Genomic DNA, 26,114 nt, shown 5'->3' on the forward strand with positions numbered 1-26,114 from the left:
GAAATCATAAAGACTACCATATTATTCAATGTATCAGTCTTCCATTGTCGATAAATCACCTGTTGGTAAATTTAATTCCCACGATTTCAATACTCTACGCATAATTTTCCCACTGCGCGTCTTTGGCAGTTTATCACGGAATTCGATTTCTCTAGGTGCCGCATGTGCTGCTAAACCTAGTTTGACAAATTGACGAATTTCTTCTTTTAATTCATCTGATGGTGTATACCCTGCTCGTAAAGCAATAAATGCTTTAATAATTTCTCCCCGAACTGGATCTGGTTTACCAATGACACCTGCCTCTGCAACAGCAGGATGCTCGACTAATTTACTCTCTACTTCAAAAGGACCGACACGCTCACCAGAAGTCATAATAACATCATCAACTCTTCCTTGGAACCAAAAATAACCGTCTTCATCCATATAAGCAGAATCACCTGAAATATACCAGCCATTCGGCATAAAATAGGAATCATATTTTGCTTGGTTATTCCAAATTTGTCGCATCATCGATGGCCAGCCTTTTTTAATCGCGAGATTTCCCATTCGGTTTGGTGGCAGCTCATTTCCTTGATCATCAACGATTGCAGCAACAACACCAGGAATTGGTTTCCCCATAGATCCTGGACGAATTTCCATACATGGATAATTGCAAATTAACTGTGCTCCAGTTTCTGTCATCCACCATGTATCGTGAATTCGATGACCGTACACCTTTGCACCCCAACGAATAACCTCTGGATTTAACGGTTCTCCGACACTTAGTACATGACGTAAGGAGGTTAAATCAAATTCATTGACAACCTCATCACCTGCACCCATCAGCATCCGGAAAGCAGTTGGCGCACTATACCATACGGTAACCCCAAATTCTTCAATCGTTTTATACCATTCCTCTGGGCTAAATCGACCACCAACGATCACATTCGTTGCTCCATTTAACCAAGGAGCAAACACTCCGTACGAGGTTCCAGTAACCCATCCTGGATCTGCAGTACACCAATAAATATCTTCTTCCTGTAAATCAAGCACCCAATTCCCCGTTGCATAATGTTGAATCATAGCGTTATGAACATGTAATACACCTTTTGGTTTGCCTGTGGATCCAGAAGTATAATGGAGAATTAATCCATCCTCACGATCTACCCATGTTGGTGTTAAATACTTACTAGCATCATGCAGCTTTTTCTTGAAATCTACATAATGATCATTTTTTTCTATATTATCACCGACAACAAAAATAGTCTCTAAATCTGGTAAATCCTGCTCCGGTACTCTGCTCAGTAATTCTGAAGTAGTGACAAGATACTTCGCTTGGCTATCCCTTAGACGATCGCGTACCGCTCCTTCCATGAACGCCTCAAATAATGGCCCGACAATTGCACCTAATTTTACTGCGCCAAGTAAAGCAAAATAGAGCTCTGGTGAACGGGGCATAAATATAAACACACGGTCCCCTTTTTCCACCCCGTAATCTTGAAATACGTTTCCTGCTCGGTTCGACCATTCCTTCATTTCCTTAAACGTGTACTTTTCATCCCGCTTGGAGTCCCGATAATAAAGTGCAACCTTATTTTTCCGAACCCCCTCGGCATGACGATCAATTGCCTCATACCCCATATTTACTTTACCTGTTTGATGCCAAGAAAAGTTTTTCTCCATTTCCTCCCATTGAAAGGAATGATAGGCTTTTTCATAATCCGTTAAGTTAAATTCCCCACCTTTAACTGGTAACGCCTCCAATTTCACAAGATATCCCCCTTTGCTTATGAATATAGTAAATTATACTATGTTTTTTATTTATTCTCAATTTTTATTCACATTTACGTTTCACCCTAAGTTTATTAATAAATTTTAAAAATATTCATATCCTATCAAGCTATGAAATTCGTTATAATATTCCTATCAAGGAAAAATGAAAAAGAGGTGATGACTTGGAGCATAAGAAAACTTACTACAAGCGAGAATGGTTCACGAAAAATGCGACCGTTATCATTGAAGGGCCAATTAGTTCCGAAGAATTGGCTAGTTATCAATTCCATGATGGTTTAAGCGCATTTCGTCCGCCACAGGAACAACGAGAGGCTTTAATTGGGATAGCTGATTTAGATGAAGGCAGAATCATTATTGCAAGGGTAGAAAATATTATGATCGGTTATGTTACCTTCCTATATCCTGACCCACTTGAACGCTGGTCTGAAAGTAACATGGAGAATTTGCTAGAATTAGGTGCAATTGAAGTGGCTGCACCATTCCGTGGCTTATCGATTGGAAAACAGCTGCTTCAAGTGTCTATGCTCGATGATGCAATGGAAGATTATATCATTATTACGACAGAATATTATTGGCATTGGGATTTAAAAGGGACTGGCTTAAATGTATGGGAATATCGCAAAATCATGGAAAAAATGATGGGCGCTGGTGGACTTGTCTGGTATGCAACAGATGACCCAGAAATATGCTCCCATCCTGCCAATTGCTTAATGGCAAGAATTGGTAATCGAGTAGACCGGGATTCCATTGAAAAATTTGACCGAATTCGCTTTATCAATCGGTTTATGTATTAACACAAGGTGAAGAAACGTTAAACATTTAAAGGATGGTACAAACAAGGGGGGATTTGGTTGCTAGTAAAGCAAATGATGGTGACCAAAGATTTTAATATTCTAAAAATTAGATGCTTTATTACAAGGGGAAGAGCTTATACTAGCTTTCATTTAATGGGAGCAGTTTCATGAAGGATAATGCAGTATTTATTTATTCAGATGAACTATTACACTATAAATTTGCGGATAACCATCCTTTTAATCAAAAACGATTGCTGTTAACAGTAGATTTACTCCACTCACTCGATTTCCTTGCTAAAGAAAATATTGTAGCACCACGCTATGCAACGGAAGAGGAATTATTACTTATCCATGACGGCCGCTATATTGAAGCTGTAAAAAAAGCAGGGGAAGGATTGTTAAAGCAAAGCGATTGGGAGAAGTTCGGCTTAGGCACAGAGGATACACCGATTTTCTCTAAAATGCATGAAGCAAGCTCACTCATCGTAGGTGGAACATTAACAGCCGTTGATGCGGTTATGAGTGGCAATAGCCTCCATGCGCTTCATTTAGGCGGTGGTCTCCATCATAGTTTACCTGGAAAAGCATCAGGGTTTTGCATTTATAATGATTGTGCAGTTGCAATTCAATACCTTCGAAAAAAGTATAACGCAAAGGTACTTTATATTGATACCGATGCCCATCACGGGGATGGTGTGCAATGGTCTTTTTATGATGATCCGAATGTATGTGTTGTTTCCATTCATGAAACAGGAAGGTATTTGTTCCCAGGGACAGGTGCGATTTATGAGCGCGGGCACGGGCATGGCTATGGGTATACTTTTAATGTACCATTAGATGCATTTACAGAGGATGATTCTTGGTTAGAAGCATATTCTGCTGTTCTAACAGCGGTTGCCGACTACTTTAAACCAGATATTTTACTTACCCAAAATGGAGTCGATGCCCACTATTATGATCCGCTGACACATTTATCCACTACAATTGCCATTTATCGTGAAATCCCAAAATTTGCCCATGAAATTGCTCATCGTTATTGTGAAGGGCGCTGGGTGGCTGTTGGAGGTGGTGGCTATGATATATGGAGAGTTGTTCCAAGAGCATGGTCTTATCTCTGGTTTGAAATGAACGATCAACGGAATATAACTGGTGAAATTCCAGCAGATTGGCTCCATCGTTGGCAACCGGAAGCACCTGTTGCACTCCCTACCAATTGGGAGGATCCAACACCACTATATCCAGCAATTCCAAGAAAAAACGAAATCGAGCAAAAAAACAAAAAAACGGTAGAAACAGTATTACAAATTATCCATAATCATTCATCTTAAACACAAAAAGCATTCGTTCATTTGAGCAGCCCGTAACTATTAAAGACTAATAGTTAATGGTATTTCAGTAGACGAATGCTTCTTTACTATTTTTTATTTTTCCTTAGTAGAATTTCTAAATTCCATTCGGTGTGGAAGAATAACCACATTTTCAGTTACTTCTTCTTTATTCATATATTTTGTAAGTAATCGCATGGCAACAGCACCGATATCATATAACGGTTGGACAACAGATGTTAATTGTGGGCGAACCATTACTGAAAGGCGAGTATTATCGGCAGAAATCACTTCAAAATCATCAGGAATCAAATAGCCTTTGTCTTGAAGACCATGAACTACTCCTACTGCCATTTCATCTGTACTTACTAAAATTGCACTAGGCTTTTCATCTAATTCTAATAATTTTTCTGCGGCTTCAATACCGGAATCATACGTATAATCACCTTCGACAACGTAATCCTCATTAAATGGAATATTTGCTGTTTCTAATGCCTTCTTATAACCGGAAAGCTTTTTCACCGCGTTTATTGGTTCATGTAACGGTCCGATAACATAGGCAATATTTTTATGTCCCCTATCAATAAACGTTTGAATTGCTTCAAAAGAAGCCTTTTCGTAATCAATATTGACCGAAGGAATTTTACCCGTTTGCTCAATAGATCCAGCTAATACAATCGGCACAGGAGATTTTTCGAATTCTTCTACATGCTCTTCTGTTACATTCCCACTCATAAATACAATACCATCCACTTGTTTTCCTAGCATTGTATTTAATAAATGAAGCTCTTTGTCTTTATTTTGGTCTGAGTTACTTAAAATAATATTATAGTTATACATTGTTGCAACATCTTCAATTCCACGTGCTAATTCGGCAAAAAAGGAACTGGAAATATCCGGAATAACAACACCTACTGTTGTAGTCTTTTTACTTGCTAAGCCACGTGCAACCGCATTCGGACGGTATCCTAAACGATCAATTACTTCAAGAACCTTTTTTCGTGTCGCTGGCTTCACATTTGGGTTTCCGTTGACAACCCGTGATACGGTAGCCATCGAGACATTTGCCTCTCTAGCGACATCATAAATTGTTATATTCACTTTTTACATCTCCTTCTATAGCCTTTAAATATATAATTTACTGTATTCATGGAAAGGATTCTTTTTTCTCTTCTTTAACCTATGTACCTTGTCCATTCGTTTTATTTTGCTAATATTTTTTTAAAAATCCCTTCTGCTCAAACATGAACAAAAGGGATAATAATGTTTAATTATAGCATAAGTTTGAATAACTAAGTATAATATTTTCATTTTTTGCCGTATATTTGCACGAAAAACCTCTATTTTGTCGAAAATAGGTAAAAATGATCTTGTCTTTTTCAAAGTTCCTAATAAAACTCTATTATTGAAAAAAACACTTCTTACATTCGCCATAGTTATTGGTGAATGTAAGAAGTTTGGCTATTACTAACCTATTTTCTCTACTGTTCATTTTCTCCTGCTAATCGTTTTAATGGCTTTTCTGCTGGCCCTTCCATAACGTCCCCTTGAATATCAAAGCGCGAACCATGGCAAGGACAATCCCAAGTTCTTTCTCCACTATTCCATTTTACTTCACAGCCCATATGCGTACAGGTAGTATCCACGACAAATACTTTTCCGTTTGGGTCCTTGTATGCGCCAGCTCGTTTTCCATTAAATTGAATGACAGAGCCTTCATCATTTTTCAAATCTTGCACTGTCTTCGTTGGTCGTTCAATTTTACCTTGAATTAATTGCTTAGCAACATCCGCATTGGTCTTAAGAAATTTCTTTACGGATGGGTCTGATTCAAATCGCGATGGAGTATAAAGGTCTAAGTACTTATTCTCTTTATCCATTATGATATCGCGAAACATTAATGCAGCTATTGCACTATGTGCCATTCCCCATTTTCGATATCCGGTAGCAACTAAAATTTTTTTATTCGTATTTGTAATGTAGCCAATATATGGGACTTTATCTAAAGTTGATAGGTCTTGTGCTGACCAGCGATAGACAAATTCACTGACACCAAAAGTATTTTCTGCAAATGTTTGTAGATTTTCATAATGCTTATGTGTAGGGACTCCATGTCCTGTTTTATGATGATCTCCACTAAAGAGGAGTAGCTTTTTTCCATTGTATGGTGTATATCGAATCGATCTAGTTGGTTGTTCCGCATTAATGAACATCCCCTCTGCTACATCCTTTTCCGTTAAAGCTGCCACTACATAGGATCGCTCCTGATACATTCTGGCAAAATAAAATCCTTCATCATGGAATGGAAAATGAGTACAACTTATCACATATTGACAAGTAATGGAATGCCCATTTCGTAAGATTACTTTCGGTTTTTCCTCCAGTTCAACCTTGGATGCAGTTGTTTGCTCATAAATATAGCCACCCATCTTCTCTAGCTCCTGAACGAGCACCTGTAAATATTTTAACGGGTGAAACTGTGCCTGCTTATTCATAATAATGGCAGATAGTACATCAAAAGGTAAAGGTGTTTTTTCTACCACCTTCCCTGCGATTCCAAGCTTTTCATATGCCTTCATTTCCTTCTCTATCTTTTGAATGCTGCTTTCATCCTGTGCATATACATAGGCATCCTCTAGCGATAAATCACATTCAATGTTATGTTTATCGATTATTGTTTTAACTAGCTCCATACCTTCCTGATTTGCTTCATAATACAATCTCGCTTTTTCTTCACCGAAATGTTGAATCAATTCATCGTAAATTAAACCATGCTGTGCAGTTAACTTTGCTGTTGTATGACCAGTCGTTCCATTTAATAACGTATCTGCCTCCACTAAGGCAACCTTTAAGCCCTCCTGTAATAATAAATAAGCAGTCGTAATACCTGATATTCCCCCTCCAATTACAGCTACATCTACTTCTAAATCCTCGGTTAATGATGGAAATGATGGAACTTTAACGGAATCTAACCAATATGCCTGTGGAAATTGTGGAAGTTGCTTCATTCAGACGTTCTCCTTTTTTTGTCATATTTTACAGTAGATTCCCCGAAAAAATAATGAAATATTCCACAGAAAAAGAGCTGATATCAATTGTTATCAGCTCTTTCTTTATTCCTTGCTATTATTTTTTACTCTACCACTTCTTCTAGCTTTTCTTTCGTTATCTTTTGATGGGATGTATGCCATTTTACTTGCCCATCAACAATATAAAAAATTTGTGGTGATTCATGTTTAACGGCAAAATACTCTGCGATGTAGTTGGATAGTGGTCTGCTTTCTTGAACTGCAAGATAATAGGCAGGTACATTCGGATGATCCGCTAAATATGCTTGGTATGCCTCATATGCACCAGCACTAATTGGACAAGTTAAGCTATGTTTAAAAAATAAAAAAGCTCCTTCATTTGCTAAAATGGATTGAAACTCGTTTTCTTCAGAAACTTTTTTTAGTGACATACAAATCCCCCTATTTTTTCAGACAATGATACCTCAGTTATTTTAAATTGTCAGAAGCCTTTAGCTCTTCTAGCTTTTTGTCAATTTCATCTGCCAGCTCTGAAATCGCAAGTTGTGCTTCCTCTAATGTTTCTTCCACATCTTCTTCGGTATTTTTTGTAAAGGCTTGGACTTTTTCTACTAAATCCTTCGTCTGTTCCTGTACAACATTCGAAAGCTTAACTCTTGTATTATTTGTAAAGTTACGAAGTTCATTCCCCTTTTGAAGCACGGAGTCCTTTACATATTCCGATTTTTCTAGTACTAAAGAAACTTGTTCATTTAAATCATTGCGTAATTCTTTTCCAGATTTTGGAGCGAATAATAATGCTGTAATCGTACCAACAACACTGCCAATTACGACTCCAGTTAAAAAGTTTTTCATACTAGTTGATTCATTTTGCGTTTGATTTCTTTCGTCCATATTCGGTCCTCCTAATTAGATTGTTGTTTAATAATCATTGCTTCTTTTTCGCGTTTTTTACGGGAGCGAACCTCGTCCCATTTGTCCTTTAATTCAACAAAAATATTTCCTAATTGAACTATTTGTGAAACCTTCTCTTGGTTTTTTTCCACTTGATGAACAATTGAATCAGATATCCCAACTAACGAGCGATTAAATTGTTGAATAGTATTACCGACATCTTGAACAGAATCCACTACGCTATTAAGTTTTTCTGATTTTTGCTTTAAATCATCAGCTAAAGCATTTGTTTTTTGAAGCAATTGCTCCGTTTCTCGAGTAACCCCTTTTAATTGATTGTCGACACTCGTGATGGTGACAGACATAGTATGTAAGGTTTTTGATAAGGTTTTTAATGTTACAATTAAATATCCGACTAAAAAACAGAAAGCAATAGCAATTATGCCTACACTTATATACAAAATAACTTCCATAAAGCTATTCTCCTTTCAAGCTGCCAAATTTCTGTTACTGATAATTCTATTACCATTAAACCATTTTTTTAGACAAGAATCGAGCAATCCTCCTTGTTTTTTCAATTTTTTCTTATTAAGATAAGGAAATACTTTTTAATGCCATATATCCTTGTAACGCTAGAGTACAGTGTTTTCTTAAAAGAGGTTATACCATTACTCCACATACCAGCTTAACAAAGAATTGATAAAATTTTTGAAAATGTTGACAAATAGAAATGATTATAGATAGAATAAAGGATGTAAATACTATTTGCCCTTTTAAGGAGACTGTTTTATGAGTGTGAATGTTCTTAACTAACCGTTAATTTTATACGGCCTTGAATTTTGTTAAAAAAGTGGGATTATACCCGTTTATTTAGCATGCGCATTTCAAGGAAGGTTAAGAATAAGCCTCATAGCAAGCAATAGAAGATATAAGCTATGGCATATTTGTCATAGCTTTTTTATTTTATTGCAAAGGATTTCCTATTGCCGCATAAAAGCGGAAAAGGTTTGCCTCGAAAAAGCTAGTGTGAGCGTTTGTTCACGCTAGCTTTTTCTATTTTATAGAAACAGGAGATGTATACAATGAATCAACAGACATTTGAAGTATTAGGATTTTATAAGATTTTAACAGAAATCGAATGCTATGCAAAAACTAATTTGGCGAAAAAAACAATCCAAAGACTACGACCAATGCAGGAAAAAAGAAGAATTGAGCAATCAATAAAAGAAATTGAAGAAGCAATGAAAATATTAAAAATATCCAGTAGTATACCCATCCATACATTAGACGAAATGACCCTTTTCCTAAACCAAGCGAAAAAAGGGATTTATATTCGAGCAGATCAATTTTCGTATGTCATTTCCTTTTTAGAGCATTGTACAAAACTTAAACAGTTTATGCGTGATAAGGAATATGCTGCTCCTAATGTCGCGCTCTATGTCCAATCGGTCCCAGACGTTAAGGAGCTTACAGATGAAATAGCGAGGTGTATTCGACATAGTAATGTTGATGACTATGCTTCCAGTGAGCTAGCCTATTTAAGAAGGCAGCTATCCATCCTTACAGATAAAGTAAAAGAAAAAGCGAACCAATTGATGAAATCCAAAAAGTATGCAGATTATCTTCAAGATAAAATTGTATCAGAGCGTAGTGGTCATTTAACGCTCTCTGTAAAAAGAGAATACCGAACGAAAATCCAAGGAAATGTACTAGATACCTCTGCTTCTGGAGCAACTGTATTTATTGAACCAATCGAGCTTGCTGATATGCAAGAAGAAATACAAACAATGAAGGTAGCAGAGGAAGAAGAGGTGGAACGAATTTTATTTGAATTAACAGAGAAGCTGTTAGCAAATGAAGAGGCGATAAATCTGGCAATCGAGACGATGCATTACTATGATGTTCTATTTGCGAAAGCAAAATATAGTAGAAGTATTGATGCAAAGCCTCCAATATTAACAGAGGATTATACTATTCATTTAAAAGAGGCACGACACCCGATGCTTAAGGAAAACGCAGTTCCTTTGACCCTTTTATTTGGAGAAGAACATCGTGCATTAGTAATTACCGGCCCAAATACAGGCGGAAAAACAGTAACATTGAAGACAATTGGTTTATTAACGATGATGGCACAAGCAGGCTTGCCGATCCCTGCCGAAGCAGGTAGCAAAATAGCGATCTATCAGCATATATTTGTAGATATTGGGGATGGTCAAAGCATCGAACAAAATTTAAGTACATTTAGCTCACGGTTAGTAAACATTATTGATATATTACGAGCTACTAATGATCGCTCCCTTGTATTGCTTGATGAGCTTGGATCTGGTACCGATCCCGGAGAAGGAATGGCACTTGCCATTGTCATTTTAGAACAGCTTTATCAAAAGGGAGCTACATTATTTGCAACTACCCATTATAGTGAGATGAAGGAATTCGCTGATCAAACAGAAGGCTTTTTAAATGGAACAATGGAATTTGATATAAATACATTACGGCCGACATATAAGCTTTTATTAGGGCAAAGCGGAAGGAGCCAAGCGTTTGAAATTGCAAGCAAACTTGGACTACACCCGAAGCTAATTGAAAAAGCTCATGAAATCACATATAAAACCTGTCGAAATTTCCACCATGATCAAAAGGTAACTGATGCTTATTTTCAGCAACAAATTGCGGTTAATAAATATGCTAGAAAATCATTAGCAAAAAAAACGGTGGATCTTCCTCCGGTTCATGACTCCATTTTTGAGCAAGGAGATAATGTAATTCTAACAGAGACAAATGAAACAGGAATTATTTATCAAGGACCTGATGCATATGGAAAATATGTTGTACAGGTTCGTCAAGAAAAAAGAACCATTAGTCACAAACGATTAAAACTATTCATAAAAGGAACCGAGCTTTATCCTGAAGATTATGATTTTGATATTATTTTTAAATCAAAAGAATATCGGAAAATTAGCAAGCAACTAAAAAGAAAATATGTGGAAGATGTTTGGTTAGAGGAGGAATAGGAATCCATTTCGACTGATTTCCCTCAAGTAAGGAGATGGACGTGGGGCATCCATCTCTTACTCAATTTCACAATGAATACCCATACTTTGTAATTTTGAAACTGTACTTATCAAAATAATATTGCAAGTAATAATATTTCGCGTTATGGTTGTTTATAGTAGTGGTTTCTCGTAATTGGGAACACTTATAGTTATTAATACATAATTGGAGGGATATTATGAAAGATCCACGAATAGAAAAACTCGCAAAAAATTTAATTAATTACTCCATCGGTTTACAAAAAGGGGAAAAAATATTAATTGAGAACTTTGGTTTACAAAAAGAGCTAGTAACTGCACTTGTTAAAGAATCATACGCAGCAGGTGGCTATCCATTTGTATCCCTAAAGGACCACGAAGTAAATCGTAGCCTTTTACTAGGTGCACAAGAGGAACAATATGAGTTGATGGCTGCATTTGAAGCGAATGTAATGTCCGAAATGGATGCTTACATCGGACTACGTGCAGGTAACAATATTAATGAATTAGCAGATGTTCCTGATGAAAAAATGAAGATCGAAGGAAATACTATTGGCAAAAAAGTACATCGAGAAATTCGTGTACCAAAAACAAGATGGACCGTGTTACGTTATCCAACTTCCAATATGGCACAGCTTGCAAAAATGAGCACAGAGGCATTTGAAGATTTTTACTTTAATGTATGTAATCTTGATTATGCAAAAATGAGTAAAGCTATGGACAGTTTAGTGGATTTAATGAATAAAACGGACAAAGTTCGCCTTATATCACCTGGAACAGATTTAACGTTTTCCATTAAAAATATACCTGCAATTAAATGTGCTGGCGAGGCAAATATTCCAGACGGCGAAGTGTATACCGCTCCTGTACGTAACTCGGTTAATGGTACAATAAGCTATAACACGCCATCCCCTTATCAAGGCTTTACCTTTGAAAATGTAAAACTAACCTTTAAAGACGGAAAAATTGTCGAAGCTACTGCAAATGATACAGAACGGATTAACAAAATTTTCGATACAGATGAAGGCGCACGTTTTGTTGGGGAATTTGCCATCGGGGTAAATCCATATATTTTAACGCCAATGCAGGATATTTTATTTGATGAGAAAATTGCTGGAAGTATTCATTTCACGCCTGGAGAATGTTACGAAAATGCCTATAACGGAAACCATTCCAATATTCACTGGGATATGGTATTAATTCAACGTCCAGAATATGGTGGTGGAGAAATTTATTTCGATGATATTCTCATTCGTAAAGACGGATTATTCGTAATCCCTGAATTAGAAGGATTAAATCCTGAAAATCTAAAATAACATTCTTGTATTCTAAAAAAGACTTAGCATCCATAATAAATGGCATTGCTAAGTCCTTTTTTGTTTATATATCTATTTTTTCTTTTTCTACGTATTGTTCGTACGCTTCTTGGAATTTTTGTATATCCCCTGCTCCCATAAATAGCAATACACTGTCTTTATATGCTACAAGTGGGGATGGATCTGTCTCATCCAATATTTGTGCACCTTCAATTTTTTCTTGTAAATCTTTAATAGATAATTTCCCGTGATTTTCTCTAGCAGAACCAAAAATTTCGCATAAAAATACTTGATCCGCATTTCTTAAGCTTTCCGCAAATTCATTCAAGAAAGTTTGCGTACGTGTGAACGTATGTGGTTGGAAAACTGCAACCACTTTTTTATTTGGATATTTTTGTTTCGCTGAATCAATTGTAGCCTTCACTTCTGTTGGATGATGTGCATAATCGTCCACTAAAATTTGTGAACCAAATTGCTTTTCTGTAAAGCGTCTTTTCACGCCATGGAACGTTTTTAATTGTTCACGGATGATGGCAACATCAATATTTTCATAATGACAGATGGTGATAACTGCTAAAGCATTTAATACATTATGATTTCCAAATGTCGGGATAAAGAAGGAGGAGTAGAATGTATTTCTTACAAAAACATCAAAGGTTGTTCCTTCCGGAGTAACCTCCACATTTCTTGCTTGGAAATCATTTTCCTCACCAAATCCATAAAATAATACCGGTACTTTTGCTTGAATCTTTTGCAGATGTTCATCATCACCATAAGCAATGATTCCCTTCTTCACTTGCCAGGCAATTTCTTGGAAAGCTGAAAAGACATCCTCTACATTTGCATAATAGTCAGGGTGATCGAAATCGATATTGGTCATAATGCAATAATCAGGATAGTACGATAAGAAGTGTCTACGATATTCGCATGCTTCAAAAACGAAATAATCTGCATCCTTTTCCCCACTTCCAGTACCATCACCAATTAAATAAGAGGTTGGTTTTGCAGCTTCCATTACATGGGATAACAATCCTGTTGTCGATGTTTTCCCATGTGCGCCTGTCACAGCAATACTTGTGAATCTTTGAAGAAGGTCTCCTAAGAAACGATGATAACGAATCACTGGAAGTCCTAATTCTAATGCTTTTTGAATTTCCTCATGAGTATCTGGAAAAGCATTTCCCGCAATAATGGTCATTCCTGGTTTTATATTGTCTTCTGAAAAGGGAAATATCGGTATCCCTGCTTTTTCTAATGCTACTTGTGTAAATATATGTTTTTCTATATCGGATCCTTGGACTGTATATCCCATACCATGAAGAATTTGTGCTAAAGGACTCATACCAGAACCCTTTATCCCAACAAAATGATAAATCGTCATATGTTAAAACCTCCAACAAAGTCACTATATAACCTTATAAATGTATTATATGAATCATGTGCCCAAATGCCTTATGACATTTTCATAAATTCATGTAAATTTAGTTCTTTTTCTACATATTTTCCAGTTCACATTTAAACATTATAGCATTTTCTGTAAAAAAAAACTATGCAAATTCCCTTACTATATATAGTCACCTATATGACAAATATGTTGCAAACTTCTGTTAAATAGCTAAAAAACTACCCGATATTTCTAGAAAAATCGCTGCTTTCTACATTAATTCTTGAAGCTCTTCTAAGTCTTGTTCAGTTAGTAATACATCACGTGGTTTACTACCTTTTGATTCGGTAATCATTCCTTTGTCTTCCATTAATTCAATTAACCGTGCGGCACGATTATACCCAATTCGGAAGTGTCTTTGTAAACTAGAAGTGGAAATATTCCCTTGTTGAAAGGCGAATTCGCAAGCCTCTAATAACAGCTCATCAGTTTCAGAAAAATCACTTTTCTTAATTAATTCTTCCTGCTCAAATAAATATTGTGGTTTACCCTGTCCGCGAACATGTTCCACTACTTTTTCAATTTCCTCATCGGAAATGAATGGTCCTTGTAAGCGTGTCGGTTTCGAAGTTCCGTTATCTAAAAACAGCATATCGCCTTTCCCAAGTAATCGCTCCGCTCCGCTAATATCAATTATTGTACGTGAATCAATTTGCGAAGAAACCGAAAACGCAATTCGTGTCGGTACGTTTGCTTTAATCAAGCCAGTAATAACATCAACAGAAGGTCTTTGGGTAGCAATTAATAAGTGAATCCCACAAGCTCGAGCCTTTTGGGCAATTCGGCAAATGGCTTCTTCAACATCTGCAGGAGCAACCATCATTAAATCAGCTAATTCATCAATGATTATTACAATATATGGAAGCTGATGCTTTCCTTCTACATCTTTTTCGTTATATTTCCCAATTTCCCGAACTCCAGCTGCTGCAAACAATTCGTATCGTCTTTCCATCTCTTCAACAGCCCATTTTAACGAAGCAGTTGCTGCTTTTACATCGGTAATTACAGGACTGATTAAGTGTGGAATATCATTGTATGGGGCTAACTCCACCATCTTTGGATCAATTAATAATAATTTCACTTCATCTGGTCTTGCTTTATATAATAAGCTAACGATAAAGGTGTTAATACAAACACTTTTACCAGAACCTGTTGCACCAGCAATCAATCCATGTGGCATTTTCTTCAAATCAGTAATGACTGGTTTTCCGGCAATATCTAATCCTAAGGCGACCGTTAATGGAGATTCTGCTTTCGTAAATATATCTTGATCAATTATTTCCCGTAAATAAACTGGTCTACTCACTTTATTCGGTACTTCTATGCCAATCGTATGCTTACCAGGAATTGGTGCCTCCATACGAATATCTTTAGCAGCTAGACTTAATTTTAGGTCATCGGTTAAATTAGTAATTTTATTTACTTTTACACCTAAATCTGGCGAGACCTCGAAACGTGTAACAGTTGGTCCCTCAGATACACTTACCACATTTGCACCAACGTTAAAACTGTGTAGTGTATTATTTAAAATTTCAGCCTGACTGTTTAACCAACCTTCATTTGAAGTTCGCTCTATCGGCTGCTCTAATAAAGTATGTTCTGCAAATTGATAATTTCGTTGTGCATTTACAAGCAGTGTCTTTTCTTGAGCAGCTATAGTATTTGCTTCAACGGGCATAGCATTATCCAAAGGAGGTATTATTTGTTCATTTCCAAATATGCTCAGATCCTTTGCATTCATTTCTTTCAGATGCTTGTTTATGGAATCATCCTCACGATTCTCACGAGACTCTACCCGATTTATAATATCCTGTGGCTTCTCCTCCACTGTAGCCGCTAGTTCTGACAGTGTTCGATTGTTCTTATGTTTTATAGGCACATTATTTTCCTGAGTCTTACGTTGTAAGCTTTCTCTGTCTTTTTTTAGCATGAGCACATTAAACGGAACATGTTTTCTTTCTCGACGAGGATGAGGTGCTTCTTCTTTGAAATTACTTTCTTCTACTATTGGTAATGAATCAACTTGCTCCTCCTGCTTTTGTTCGATTTGTTCAGCAACCGCAGGAAGTTCCTCTACTTTTGAATCCAAAGCAACGGAAGGTAAGTTTGTTTGACGATTTTCCCCATCATCTTGTGGAAGCATTATACTTTCGGGAGATTCCTCAGCTATTGGATTATCGTTTATGTACTCTATTTTTGTTACAGCTTCTGTTTCATGTTCTTTTGTATTGGAAAGCATCGAGCTTTGCGTCGTTTCTACTGGTATCTCAAAATCGATAGGAGGAGCAGTTTCTTCTAGAACACTTGTCCTATTTTCTGTATCGTCCAGGAACGATTCAGTAGATAGCTTTCGCCCCATAATCTCTTGTTCTTTTTTATTTATATTACGAAACGCAATATTTTCATAAGCGCTCTCCGGAACAAATACTGTGTTAGGAACTTCTCGCGATTCTTCTCTTTTTGCTTCTGGGGTAAAAGTTGTCAATTCATATTCGACGATTTCTTTTCTCTGCCGTTTTCGAGGCTTAAATCCATAAATAGGTGACGGAATTTCTGTTGGGCGAAATGGACGTTTCGGTCCTTGCTGCTTTACAATTTCTTTATTCTTTTCTAGTGAAATAGGAAGTGGTTCTTCCGTTTGCTTGTCTATTTCTTCCACTAGCGGATGGGATAAAGGTTGATCTAGTCTTTTTTCTCTTCTCTTTTCTAATAATTTATTTATCTCTTGTGCTTCCCCTCGCATATTGTTGTTGCCCCGATGATAGCTCGCATTTGTTCGACTATTCATCACTCGTTTTTTTCGTTCTTCTATATCTGTATCCATGGAAATAGAATATTTTCCTTTCGGGTACTGATAGGCAATCCTTGTTTCCATTTCTTTATGACTCGTATTTTTTGTATTCTCATGTTCTTCTCTTTTCTCATCTTCATTGTGAAAAGAGAACCACTTTTTCCAATCCATATAATTACCACTCTTTCTATCCTCAAAAAACATGTATCATTATTTTACTATAAATACATGTAAAGAAAAATAAGCAAAAAAGAACCTCGCATAAAAGCGAGGCTGTTATACATTTTGTATGATATTAAGCAAAACAAATTGGTTCATATAGGCTAAAATTGAAAGGGCTGACCTATCGGAGCATCGTCTGCTAGTACTAAAATACCTTTAACTTGTGGAGCATTTGGTAATTCTAATTCTCGAGCAGAGCAAAGCATTCCGCTAGATGCCACCCCTCTTAACTCTGCAGGTTTAATTACTAATCCACTTGGCATAACAGCACCAATTTTAGCTACGACAACCTTTTGCCCTGCCTCCACATTTGGAGCGCCGCAAACGATTTGCAATGTTTCGGCACCGATATCGACTTTACATACACTTAATTTATCCGCATTTGGATGCTTTTCTTTTTCCTTTACAAGTCCAACAACAAATTTAGGTGATAAATCTGCCACTAATTTTTCTGTAAAATCATTGGCTTGTAAAACGGTATTAATTTGCTCTACTAGTTCTTCACTTAATTCAACTTGGCCATTAACATTCCCTAATTCCACATACTTGCTTGCTTGAAACAGATTATAACCTACCGTTTCCTTTGTTTGCTCATGGAATATCCGGACAACATCCCCGTGTTTTTCATGTGAAATGCTTTCTTGATCAGCAGAAGCTATGTTGATTAGCAATGTATCGCCAACGCCTTCTTTATTGTAAAATATATTCATTTGTTTACTCCTTCCTGGAAGGTCTATTTTTTGCCAATATAAAAATCGGCTCTAATTTGCCATTTTCGTAATAAAATGATAGAGAAGTAATCGGAACATGTCCGTTTGTAAAAAAGCTCATACTCATTTGTGCTAATATATCATATCCCGTTTGGTTTTTTACATCTGCAAAAATTAATACATCCTGATGTGGGATTGAAATTGCTAATGTACCTTCTACTTTCTCTTTCATTTCATTTAAAAATGACTCATTTAAAATACGACTTGCGTCATAACCGTCATTCGTATTCAAGAAATAAAAATCATTTTCACTTACTGTATCTTTTTTTAACGGGCAAGGTAGGGAGCGAACATTAAACCTAGCCATCTCCCGTATTTCTTGTGCATCCCATTTTTCCTTTTCTAGCATTTTTTCATCAATTAATCGAAAGGTGTTTCCTAAATCTACTGCATAATAAATTCTAGTTTCTGCCGTATGTTCATCGATTAATAATTTTCCTCCAGCTTCTGTTTTTTTCGGAAAGGAGGTCGAACGAATGACAGGAAAAATTTTATTTTCCTTACCAGCTAGTGTTTGCGTTCCATTCATTGCTTTCAATGCTTCTTCTACGTAATAAATTACTTCTTCAATGGCAGCATCCTTTTGATTTTCCCATTTGGCGATAACTGGTGGTAAGGAAACTGTTAGTCCTTTTTTCGATTGCTTATCTTCAATTCGTAAGCTCTCTTTTTCCCGGTCAAATACAAGATTTCGATCATCCTGCTCGAGTCGTTCCTCCAGAAGCTTTCTTAACTTTGTAACTGTCATTTTCACTAGAATTCACCACTTTTTTCTCTGACATACTGAAGCTTATTGAATTTCTAAATCGTTCAAGAAGCTTTCGATTTCTTCTTGTGTCTTACGGTCTTTGCTAACAAACCGGCCAACTTCTTTTCCATTTTGGAATGCAACAAAGCTAGGGATTCCGAAAATAGATAAATCCGCACATAAATCGATGAATTGATCTCGGTCCACTTTAATAAAATTCATTTGGTTAAATTTCGCTTCTACTTCTGGCATAAATGGTTCCATAAAGCGACAATCGGAGCACCAGTTTGCACTAAATACAAACACAGTGATTCCTTCATTTTTTAATGTTTCAAATTGTTCCATTGATGTTAGTTGTTCCACAATAAATCCCTCCAAAATATATTATTTGAATAATAGTCAGTACTTTCGTTTCGTCTATTTCATATAGGCTGTTATTTAATACAAGACAAAAGGGAGTTCAAATAAGCTTCCCTTTACTGATACTATACTGATAGTAACAAACGTTTCCTTGAGTTTCCACAGAAACGAATTAATATATTAAAGATAGAGTTTTCCTATAGTTTTAACCTGACGCAATATTAGAAATTCTCTCGAACTTAGTTTTTATCTCCAAAAGAAAGGGATGTGTCCTAGGTAATTACTACTAAGAGACATCCCTTTCCTAATGATAATTTATTGTTTAAGTCGAATACATTGCATTAGCTAGATTACTCTGCCTTGTCAAATTCAATCGAAGAAACGATTTCCATCATTAGCTTTGCTTCATGTGCAATGTTTGCGGCATCTGTTTCGGTTGTTAATTTCGTTCCACCGATTCCGACCGTTAACTCGTATAAATCTTCACTTACATCATTAATAATAATGAATCCAAATCTATTATCCTTTTCAAAGGTTTCTTTGAGACGGATATTTTCGGTACTGTTTAAGGTGGTTTCATAAATTACCTTACTAGATTCATTTTCGTTCGGATTAATAAATAATAAGTAAAGCTTGGATCCATTGCTTAATACAATATTGTTCGGATCCGATTCGTCAACATCCATACCTGATGGCAGGTATACTGAAAAATTTTCGATAGAATTATTTGGATTGATATTATTCGCTTCAAACGCTTCTACTGCATTTTCCTTTGCTTTATCTTGTTCCTCTGAAATAGTGGCAGAACAAGCGGTCAATATTAGTAATAGTAATAGTACAAGTAAATAAATAGTATTTTTTGTTTTAAACATAACATCTACCCTCTCTTTCTCCACCTTAGAGGATAAGCACCATTTCCATAATACATTCTATTAAGCAATAGTAGCAAGTAAAAATTAAATTTTCTTAACATCATTTTACTATTATTTTTGCATAACAAACCAACATTCGAAAATGATATCCCGTAGGTCTTGGTGCTTTCGTTTCGCACGCTTATTCATTATTATTAGCTATTTGTTATTTGATATTCGAATTGTCCCTTTAAAGATTGTACTACTTGGGTAAACATCAATATTCGGTTAATTTGTCCATTCGTAAATATACCGATTGCCCCATCATGGAAACGAATATTTTCTTTTTGACAAAAATCATCCATCACTGGTCCTAGTTCTTCTCCATTACGTAAACGGGTACTAATTTCTTCAGGCAAAATAATTCTTGCCCCGCCAGCAATAATCGGAGCTTTTGAATTATCTGCTTGAACGAGTGCACCCCAATTACAAAGCATTAACCCAAAAGAGGTTTCCGTAACACCACCCTCTAAGCCAATACCGATATCCCCTCCAACCTCAAGCAACGCATTATTGGCACGATTGATTGCACCAGTAATCGTTTCCTCGTCGGAAAATGGTTGCTCACTGACATTGGATGCAACCTTACATTCGAAAATGGAATCTGTTAATGAAAAGACATTTTGAATCGCTTGCAGTTTTGCTTCATTTGTTGTACCAACAGCAATTTTCATATTACTTCCTCTTTCATTCTTTTATCTTTCTACAATCCGTGGATAACATTATATGGTGCATATAATCTCTCATAACAAAAGCAATCAGATACACCGATTGCCTCTGCATATGTCTATATATTTTTATTAACCATTTTGTTTTATGGAATCTACGGTTGTTTGATCACATGATTTTACTAATTTCACTAATAATTCTTTCGCTGCTGCGTAATCATCCACATGAACAATCGATGCAGCTGTATGAATATAGCGAGAGCAAATACCGATTACTGCACTAGGTACACCTTCATTTGCTAGGTGAACTTGACCTGCATCTGTACCACCTTGTGAAATGAAGTATTGATAGTTAATATTGTTGGTTTCGGCAGTATCTAGAATAAATTCACGCATACCTCTGTGAGTAATCATGGAACGATCATAAATTCTTAGTAGCGCACCTTTACCAAGATGACCAAATTCATTTTTATTTCCAGTCGTATCATTTGCAGGACTTGCATCTAATGCAAAGAAAATATCTGGTTTAATCATGTAAGCAGAAGTTCTTGCCCCACGTAAGCCAACCTCTTCTTGAACAGTAGCTCCAGAATATAATGTATTTGGAAGTGTTTCACCTTGTAATTCTTTTAGTAACTCGATGGAAAGACCACAGCCATAACGGTTATCCCAAGACTTCGCCATAATTTTTTTCGGGTTGGCAAGAGGGGTAAATGGACAAACAGGTACAACTTGTTGCCCTGGTTTGATACCGATTTTTTGTGCATCTGCTTTATCATCTGCTCCAATATCAATTAACATATTTTTAATGTCCATCGGCCGTTTTCTTGTCTCTTCATCCAATAAATGTGGCGGAATGGATGAAATGACTCCATAAATTGGTCCGTTATCTGTAATAATTTGTACTCTTTGTGCTAAAAGAACTTGATTCCACCAGCCACCTAATGGTTGAAAACGAAGTAAACCTGCTTCGGTAATGGAGGTTACCATAAATCCAACTTCATCCATATGTCCTGCAACCATTACAGTCGGACCATTTTCAGATCCACGTTTTACTCCAAAAACACTACCTAATCCATCTTGTATGACTTCATCTGCATATTTACTAAGCTGTTCTTTCATAAACTTACGAACTAAATGCTCATTACCAGAAGCTCCAGGTAATTCCGTTAGCGTCTTAAACAACTCTAAAGTTTCTTGATTCACGCGATTCCCTCTTTTCCTTTAGATATCCGAAATAGTATGTACATTTTTTATTTTACAGAACTTTTGTCAACTTCGCTAGATAAAATCGTATGAACTTACGCATCAATCCATATATACCTGCCAGGAAATTTGATTAACTAATCATTGTATTTTAAAACTGTAATGAATTTGCTATACTCGAACGAGGAGGGATTTTTATGAAGTTTAAAGGTCTTATTATCGGTGTTGCAGCAGGTGTTGCAGCTAGCTTATTAACAAAGTCTATAGTTGCAAGGAACCATCTATTTTCATCCGAAGAAGTTTTACAAAATATGAAAAATATGTTAAAAGATAATGGAAAAATTATTGGATCTTGGATTATGACTAAACCAGAAACACTCGAAAAAAATGCTTCCGCTTATCAAGTTTACCGAGGCGGTATTACACGAGAAGATGAAAACAGACAAACCGATTATGAGTTTGTAATAGATGCAAAATCAGGCAGTATTCTAGAGCTCTCAGAAGTTTAAACAATTTTGACGACAATTATCCAATCAGCATAAAACTCCCCTAAAATGCTACTGTATTTTCCCTATTCATAGCTGTACTTAAGGGGAGTATTGTAAAGGATAACATGATTATTTTCGTATCGCTATTGATTCGGTAATTCTCCCAGCTTGATCCCATTTTAACGCTCGATATACTGCATCATGATAAAATGTTATCCAAGCATTTTTATTAACGGCAAACGGAATCCACTTTTGTTTTTCCGCAATAGATTTCATTGGATAGTCATCATATGCCATGACCCATAATGGATTTTGATGTGCATGGGTTGGTAGTAAATCGGCTAAATGAACAGCCATTTCTCCTTCTGATTCGATAATAACAATAGCATGTCCATCACTATGTCCACCGGTGTGAACCATTCGGATGCCAGGATAAATGTCGATTTCCTCCTCAAATGGAATGACGTGTTCTTCGATTCCTTGCCAATTTCTTACCCAATAAGTACTTTTTGATCGAATATTTGGATTTCGCATTTCATCCCATTCAATTTTGGAGCAATAGATTTTTGCATTAGGGAATGTTGCAACATATGTATCATCCTGCGGAGTCGTTAAACCACTGACATGATCAAAATGTAAATGTGTCATTATGATTCCATCAATATCTTCCACAGTTAAATTTAATTCACGAAGCGATTCATGAATTTTTGATTCAGCTGTTACGCCATAATTGCGTTTTTCCTTTTCCAATAACTTTCCATTCCCAATTCCTGCTTCAATAAGAAACCGTTTACCATTTACTTCGATTAAAATCGGATCTGTTCGAAGCTCAATCTGGTTTCTATCATTTACTTCATATTTTTTTGTCCATAATGGTTTCGGTACTACACCAAACATTGCACCACCATCTAAATGTGTGACCCCACCATTTAACCACGTCAATTTAATTTTCCCTATTTGTAAAGATTCCAAGTGCTCTTCCCCTCCATTGTAGTAAAATAATATATCTAAAGGATTCATTCCTTTACTAAAAATATTGTGCATCGTTTATTTTCTTCTCTTTACATAAAAATTCCTGCAATATATGCAAATTTATAAAGTTAATTGAATACCTCCTACTCTAATAGCTATATCTAGTAGCAAATACATAAAGAAAGAATACCTCTACTAAAAGGTATTCTTCTGTATGTGTTCGTATTAGTGAATATTTTTTTTCTTGAATTGCCCGCCTTTAACGTCACTAACATCTGAGGTAGCAAGGAAGGCACCGGGATCAAAGTGATGGACGATAGCTCGTAATTTCGCTTCTTCTAGCCGAGTGATAACGCAATAAATGACCTTTTTCTTTTCGCCACTATATGCACCCTCTCCAGCCAAATAAGTAACCGTTCGACCCAATCTACTTAATAGCGCATCGCCAATGCTTTGATAATGATCGCTAATAATTAAAACAGCCTTCGACTCATTTAAACCAACGATTACGATATCAATCATTTTAAATGCAATAAAATATGCAATAAGTGAATAAAATGTACTGTTAATATTAAATACAAATGCTGCACTTCCGAGAATGAACAAATTGAAGAACATTACGATTTGTCCAACCGAAAAAGAGCTTTTACTACTAATTAAAGTTGCTAATATTTCGGTACCGTCTAATGCACCATTATTTCTTAAAACAATCCCTACCCCAACACCGAGTACGACTCCTCCGAACACTGCTGCAAGTAGTGGATCTTCTGTAATCGGATGCACATGATGGAGTAATTCAGTAAAAATAGCGGCTAAAACAATGCCGTACAAACTTTGAAATGCAAAAGACTTTCCGATTTGTTTATAACCGATAAATAAAAACGGTAAATTTAATAACACAAGAAAAATACTAAAAGAGAGCTTTGTAATTTCTTGTAATATTAGGGAAATACCAACAACGCCACCATCGATGACTTGATTAGGGACTAGAAAAGCTTCTAAACCATAAGCAAATATCAATGCTCCAACAGTAATAAAAAAATAATTACGGAAGATTTCAATAGGTTTACTTTTTCCATCAAAGTTTTCTACCATATAAATTCCTACTTTCTAAAAAAATACTTTCTATTTACTATTAAATACTAAATTTCTTGATAAGGAAAGCAGAGTGCTCATTTCTAAACATTATTCTGGAATTGTTTATCTTTTCCAACCGTTGTCTTTTTTTTTCACAAAAAAAAACAACGGTCAGCTTCTACCGTTGTTTTTCTCATTCAACTACTATTTTTTCGGAAACTGAACTTCACAGCGATAAATTCGATGACCCATGGATGAAAACTTTTCTTCATATTCGGTCATTATATTCCCCTCAAAATCACTATTATGCAAATCCAAGCTTATATAATTCAACTTCATTCCATAGTGTGAAAAGCTTACGAGTGAGAATTCAAAAAGTGCTTGATTATCGGTTTTAAAATGAATTTCTCCTTGAGGCACGAGCACATTTTCATACATTTTTAAGAAGCTCTTGTAGGTTAATCTTCTCTTTGCATGTTTATTTTTTGGCCATGGATCGGAGAAATTTAAATAAATACGTGAAATTTCCCCAGATGCAAAGTAATCCTCTAGTTTATTCGCATTCAAATTTAATAATTTCAAATTGGGAAGATCTGCTTCAATTAGACGGTCTAACGCAGAGATAATGACACTATCATAAGCTTCTATTCCAATATAATTAATATGCGGATTAGCTTTTGCCATTTCTGTAAGAAATTTGCCTTTTCCCGTACCTATTTCCACATGAATTTCATGGTCATTACCAAATAATTCTTGCCATTTCCCTTTTCTTTCTTGCACATTATAAATGACATATTGGGGATAACTCATTAATCTTTCTTTTGCCCCTGGTTTATATCGTAAACGCATCTTTCCACCTCATTAATTATTTTGCACAACAATGCTACTGTTATAATAACTATATTTACACAATAAATTGGTTGATTTAGTTAAAGCTTCACACGATAGCATGTTTTTCTTCTTGATTATAAGTATAAAATATCATTCATTCCACAATATAGAATTGTAACAAAAATAAGAGGTGATGACTATGCCTATAAATCATACGGACCAATTGAATTTATTGAAAGATATTTTACAGAATCATCAAGAAGATTGCTGTGGCTCTGTTTCCGAATGTGAACAGATCGAACGTCTTGTGAAATCATTAATGGTAAACGAAAATGTAAGCACCGAAGCTAAATCAATCTTAAATCAAGTCTATTCCTACGGACAAAGTGGAAAGTATACACAAGATTTAAATACACATATTGAATCGCACCAGGATCAGCTTTCCGATTGGGTAGATACCATCGGACAATATTCATAAAAAATAGCCCACGCACGTGGGCATTTTTTTATAAATATCATTACTTTTTATAAGTGCTGTAAACAATTTTATAGTAATGTTTCCAAATATTGAATCCAAAAGAGACTTTCCTCAAGCTTCCCTTTATCATTATAGAGCTGAATTGAGCAAAGCGTTTGGTATAAAACATACCACTTTAGCCTAGTTTGTAACTGGTCATTCAGTGTAATCCCATAATTGTGAAGCCAGCCTTCCCACTCATCTTCTGGAATGTACCAATACAATAATGGAGCAATATCTATTGCTGGATCGCCAATTATTGCACCTTCCCAATCAATCAAATAAAGCTGTCCTTCATCGGTAAGCATCCAATTATTATGATTTACATCCCCATGGCACACAGTCAATGTATTTCGCTGAACAGTTGGTAACAGTTTATTTAAATATCGGATAGTTCTCGCAATGGTATCGTTTAATTGAAGCGCTTGATCCATTTGGTTTTCTAATTCGATTAAAAGCATATCAGGATGAACCGGTGTTTTTCCTAGTCGTCGAAGCATAGATAATAGGGGTTGGGATTGATGGATTTTTTTCAACAGCTTTGCAACTTTTTCACCATTCATATCGTTTGGCTCAAGTTTCCTACCTGTAATCCATTGTTGTGCAGTAATTACATCTCCACTTTCTAAACGTTTTGTCCAAACTAATTTTGGCACAATACCCTCTGCAGAAAGCACCGCTAAAAATGGGGATGAATTCCTTTTTAAAAATAATTTTTGATTGTCATGAAAAGCATAAAATGCTTCTCCTGTTACACCGCCAGCAGGATAAATTTCCCAACCATTGTCCAGCATATGCTTCACCGTTTTCACCTTCAATTAGCTTACATGTTGTTAATAGCTTTTATTGTTCCACAATCCATTGCATCTGTAAAAAAAACTTAATGGAAAAATTGCCAACTAATACCATTATAATACAGGATGACAACTTCATAGATAGTAAACATCGA

The 26,114-nt window shown here is 35.9% G+C and carries 24 protein-coding genes; 6 read left to right on the top strand and 18 right to left on the bottom strand.

Annotated elements, in window-relative coordinates:
• Positions 1-33 precede the first annotated feature (33 nt).
• Positions 34-1,749, bottom strand: a complete 1,716-nt coding sequence (gene acsA, locus OEV98_RS11715) for an acetate--CoA ligase (RefSeq protein ID WP_263073469.1) — start codon at positions 1,747-1,749, stop codon at positions 34-36.
• Between the two features lie 185 nt (positions 1,750-1,934).
• Here acsA and OEV98_RS11720 point away from each other — a divergent pair, with 185 nt between their 5' ends.
• Positions 1,935-2,567: a GNAT family N-acetyltransferase gene (locus OEV98_RS11720; RefSeq protein ID WP_263073470.1), complete on the top strand. Its 633-nt coding sequence runs from the start codon at positions 1,935-1,937 to the stop codon at positions 2,565-2,567.
• A 167-nt stretch (positions 2,568-2,734) separates the two neighbouring features.
• Positions 2,735-3,895 carry an acetoin utilization protein AcuC gene (locus OEV98_RS11725; RefSeq protein ID WP_263073471.1) on the top strand — a complete coding sequence of 387 codons (1,161 nt, stop codon included), beginning with the start codon at positions 2,735-2,737 and terminating at the stop codon, positions 3,893-3,895.
• A gap of 93 nt (positions 3,896-3,988) precedes the next feature.
• Here the strand turns inward: OEV98_RS11725 and ccpA are convergent, their stop codons facing one another.
• From ccpA to OEV98_RS11750, 5 genes are all read right to left on the bottom strand, one after another.
• On the bottom strand, positions 3,989-4,993 hold the full coding sequence (gene ccpA / locus OEV98_RS11730; RefSeq protein ID WP_263073472.1) for a catabolite control protein A: 1,005 nt from the start codon (positions 4,991-4,993) through the stop codon (positions 3,989-3,991).
• A 380-nt stretch (positions 4,994-5,373) separates the two neighbouring features.
• A complete protein-coding gene (locus OEV98_RS11735) occupies positions 5,374-6,900 on the bottom strand; it encodes an FAD-dependent oxidoreductase (protein ID WP_263073473.1) in 1,527 nt (508 codons plus the stop codon).
• A 125-nt stretch (positions 6,901-7,025) separates the two neighbouring features.
• Positions 7,026-7,352 (bottom strand): bacillithiol system redox-active protein YtxJ, encoded by a 327-nt coding sequence (gene ytxJ, locus OEV98_RS11740; RefSeq protein WP_263073474.1) that lies wholly within the window; start codon positions 7,350-7,352, stop codon positions 7,026-7,028.
• Between the two features lie 37 nt (positions 7,353-7,389).
• On the bottom strand, positions 7,390-7,815 hold the full coding sequence (locus OEV98_RS11745) for a YtxH domain-containing protein (RefSeq protein WP_263073475.1): 426 nt from the start codon (positions 7,813-7,815) through the stop codon (positions 7,390-7,392).
• An 11-nt stretch (positions 7,816-7,826) separates the two neighbouring features.
• On the bottom strand, positions 7,827-8,288 hold the full coding sequence (locus OEV98_RS11750; RefSeq protein WP_263073476.1) for a DUF948 domain-containing protein: 462 nt from the start codon (positions 8,286-8,288) through the stop codon (positions 7,827-7,829).
• Positions 8,289-8,897: 609 nt separating this feature from the next.
• Here OEV98_RS11750 and OEV98_RS11755 point away from each other — a divergent pair.
• Positions 8,898-10,826: an endonuclease MutS2 gene (locus OEV98_RS11755; RefSeq protein ID WP_263073477.1), complete on the top strand. Its 1,929-nt coding sequence runs from the start codon at positions 8,898-8,900 to the stop codon at positions 10,824-10,826.
• Positions 10,827-11,044: 218 nt separating this feature from the next.
• Complete coding sequence (locus tag OEV98_RS11760) at positions 11,045-12,160, top strand: aminopeptidase (protein WP_263073478.1); 1,116 nt, start codon at positions 11,045-11,047, stop codon at positions 12,158-12,160.
• Positions 12,161-12,224: 64 nt separating this feature from the next.
• Here the strand turns inward: OEV98_RS11760 and murC are convergent, their stop codons facing one another.
• The 8 genes from murC to OEV98_RS11800 form a co-directional block, all read right to left on the bottom strand.
• The gene (gene murC, locus OEV98_RS11765; RefSeq protein WP_263073479.1) at positions 12,225-13,541 is read right to left on the bottom strand and encodes a UDP-N-acetylmuramate--L-alanine ligase; all 1,317 of its coding nucleotides are present in this window, start codon (positions 13,539-13,541) and stop codon (positions 12,225-12,227) included.
• Between the two features lie 274 nt (positions 13,542-13,815).
• Positions 13,816-16,566 (bottom strand): DNA translocase FtsK, encoded by a 2,751-nt coding sequence (locus OEV98_RS17790; RefSeq protein WP_317633810.1) that lies wholly within the window; start codon positions 16,564-16,566, stop codon positions 13,816-13,818.
• Positions 16,567-16,718: 152 nt separating this feature from the next.
• Complete coding sequence (ytpR, locus tag OEV98_RS11775; protein WP_263073480.1) at positions 16,719-17,327, bottom strand: YtpR family tRNA-binding protein; 609 nt, start codon at positions 17,325-17,327, stop codon at positions 16,719-16,721.
• A 4-nt stretch (positions 17,328-17,331) separates the two neighbouring features.
• A complete protein-coding gene (locus tag OEV98_RS11780) occupies positions 17,332-18,141 on the bottom strand; it encodes a DUF1444 domain-containing protein (RefSeq protein ID WP_263073481.1) in 810 nt (269 codons plus the stop codon).
• Positions 18,142-18,177: 36 nt separating this feature from the next.
• A complete protein-coding gene (locus OEV98_RS11785; protein WP_263073482.1) occupies positions 18,178-18,498 on the bottom strand; it encodes a thioredoxin family protein in 321 nt (106 codons plus the stop codon).
• A 347-nt stretch (positions 18,499-18,845) separates the two neighbouring features.
• On the bottom strand, positions 18,846-19,367 hold the full coding sequence (locus tag OEV98_RS11790; RefSeq protein WP_263073483.1) for a hypothetical protein: 522 nt from the start codon (positions 19,365-19,367) through the stop codon (positions 18,846-18,848).
• A gap of 194 nt (positions 19,368-19,561) precedes the next feature.
• Positions 19,562-20,080 carry a DUF84 family protein gene (locus tag OEV98_RS11795; protein WP_263073484.1) on the bottom strand — a complete coding sequence of 173 codons (519 nt, stop codon included), beginning with the start codon at positions 20,078-20,080 and terminating at the stop codon, positions 19,562-19,564.
• Positions 20,081-20,206: 126 nt separating this feature from the next.
• Entirely contained in the window at positions 20,207-21,280 is a 1,074-nt protein-coding gene (locus OEV98_RS11800; RefSeq protein WP_263073485.1) for a M42 family metallopeptidase, read from the bottom strand.
• Between the two features lie 197 nt (positions 21,281-21,477).
• On the opposite strand from OEV98_RS11800, the gene OEV98_RS11805 reads away from it, so the two are divergent.
• Complete coding sequence (locus tag OEV98_RS11805; protein ID WP_263073487.1) at positions 21,478-21,789, top strand: PepSY domain-containing protein; 312 nt, start codon at positions 21,478-21,480, stop codon at positions 21,787-21,789.
• A gap of 108 nt (positions 21,790-21,897) precedes the next feature.
• Here OEV98_RS11805 and OEV98_RS11810 read toward each other — a convergent pair whose 3' ends face one another.
• The 3 genes from OEV98_RS11810 to trmB form a co-directional block, all read right to left on the bottom strand.
• Positions 21,898-22,740: a YtnP family quorum-quenching lactonase gene (locus tag OEV98_RS11810; protein WP_263073488.1), complete on the bottom strand. Its 843-nt coding sequence runs from the start codon at positions 22,738-22,740 to the stop codon at positions 21,898-21,900.
• A 225-nt stretch (positions 22,741-22,965) separates the two neighbouring features.
• Positions 22,966-23,835, bottom strand: coding sequence for a YitT family protein (locus OEV98_RS11815; RefSeq protein ID WP_263073489.1), 870 nt, complete (start codon positions 23,833-23,835; stop codon positions 22,966-22,968).
• Between the two features lie 186 nt (positions 23,836-24,021).
• Positions 24,022-24,666: a tRNA (guanosine(46)-N7)-methyltransferase TrmB gene (trmB, locus tag OEV98_RS11820; protein ID WP_263073490.1), complete on the bottom strand. Its 645-nt coding sequence runs from the start codon at positions 24,664-24,666 to the stop codon at positions 24,022-24,024.
• A gap of 181 nt (positions 24,667-24,847) precedes the next feature.
• Here trmB and OEV98_RS11825 point away from each other — a divergent pair, with 181 nt between their 5' ends.
• On the top strand, positions 24,848-25,126 hold the full coding sequence (locus OEV98_RS11825) for a YtzH-like family protein (RefSeq protein WP_263073491.1): 279 nt from the start codon (positions 24,848-24,850) through the stop codon (positions 25,124-25,126).
• A gap of 68 nt (positions 25,127-25,194) precedes the next feature.
• Here the strand turns inward: OEV98_RS11825 and OEV98_RS11830 are convergent, their stop codons facing one another.
• Positions 25,195-25,968 carry a phosphotransferase family protein gene (locus OEV98_RS11830; protein ID WP_263073492.1) on the bottom strand — a complete coding sequence of 258 codons (774 nt, stop codon included), beginning with the start codon at positions 25,966-25,968 and terminating at the stop codon, positions 25,195-25,197.
• Positions 25,969-26,114 lie beyond the last annotated feature (146 nt).

This window comes from Perspicuibacillus lycopersici (assembly GCF_025660475.1).
Lineage (GTDB): Bacteria > Bacillota > Bacilli > Bacillales > Caldibacillaceae > Perspicuibacillus > Perspicuibacillus lycopersici.

Coding starts and splice junctions, on each gene's coding strand:
- ytpR (WP_263073480.1), bottom strand. CDS start 17,327: ATGAATATATTTTACAATAAAGAAGGCGTTGGCGATACATTGCTAATC.
- OEV98_RS11805 (WP_263073487.1), top strand. CDS start 21,478: ATGAAGTTTAAAGGTCTTATTATCGGTGTTGCAGCAGGTGTTGCAGCT.
- murC (WP_263073479.1), bottom strand. CDS start 13,541: ATGACGATTTATCATTTTGTTGGGATAAAGGGTTCTGGTATGAGTCCT.
- OEV98_RS11795 (WP_263073484.1), bottom strand. CDS start 20,080: ATGAAAATTGCTGTTGGTACAACAAATGAAGCAAAACTGCAAGCGATT.
- OEV98_RS11745 (WP_263073475.1), bottom strand. CDS start 7,815: ATGGACGAAAGAAATCAAACGCAAAATGAATCAACTAGTATGAAAAAC.
- OEV98_RS17790 (WP_317633810.1), bottom strand. CDS start 16,566: ATGGATTGGAAAAAGTGGTTCTCTTTTCACAATGAAGATGAGAAAAGA.
- OEV98_RS11760 (WP_263073478.1), top strand. CDS start 11,045: ATGAAAGATCCACGAATAGAAAAACTCGCAAAAAATTTAATTAATTAC.
- OEV98_RS11790 (WP_263073483.1), bottom strand. CDS start 19,367: ATGTTTAAAACAAAAAATACTATTTATTTACTTGTACTATTACTATTA.
- trmB (WP_263073490.1), bottom strand. CDS start 24,666: ATGCGTTTACGATATAAACCAGGGGCAAAAGAAAGATTAATGAGTTAT.
- ytxJ (WP_263073474.1), bottom strand. CDS start 7,352: ATGTCACTAAAAAAAGTTTCTGAAGAAAACGAGTTTCAATCCATTTTA.
- OEV98_RS11735 (WP_263073473.1), bottom strand. CDS start 6,900: ATGAAGCAACTTCCACAATTTCCACAGGCATATTGGTTAGATTCCGTT.
- OEV98_RS11755 (WP_263073477.1), top strand. CDS start 8,898: ATGAATCAACAGACATTTGAAGTATTAGGATTTTATAAGATTTTAACA.
- OEV98_RS11815 (WP_263073489.1), bottom strand. CDS start 23,835: ATGGTAGAAAACTTTGATGGAAAAAGTAAACCTATTGAAATCTTCCGT.
- OEV98_RS11825 (WP_263073491.1), top strand. CDS start 24,848: ATGCCTATAAATCATACGGACCAATTGAATTTATTGAAAGATATTTTA.
- OEV98_RS11750 (WP_263073476.1), bottom strand. CDS start 8,288: ATGGAAGTTATTTTGTATATAAGTGTAGGCATAATTGCTATTGCTTTC.
- OEV98_RS11725 (WP_263073471.1), top strand. CDS start 2,735: ATGAAGGATAATGCAGTATTTATTTATTCAGATGAACTATTACACTAT.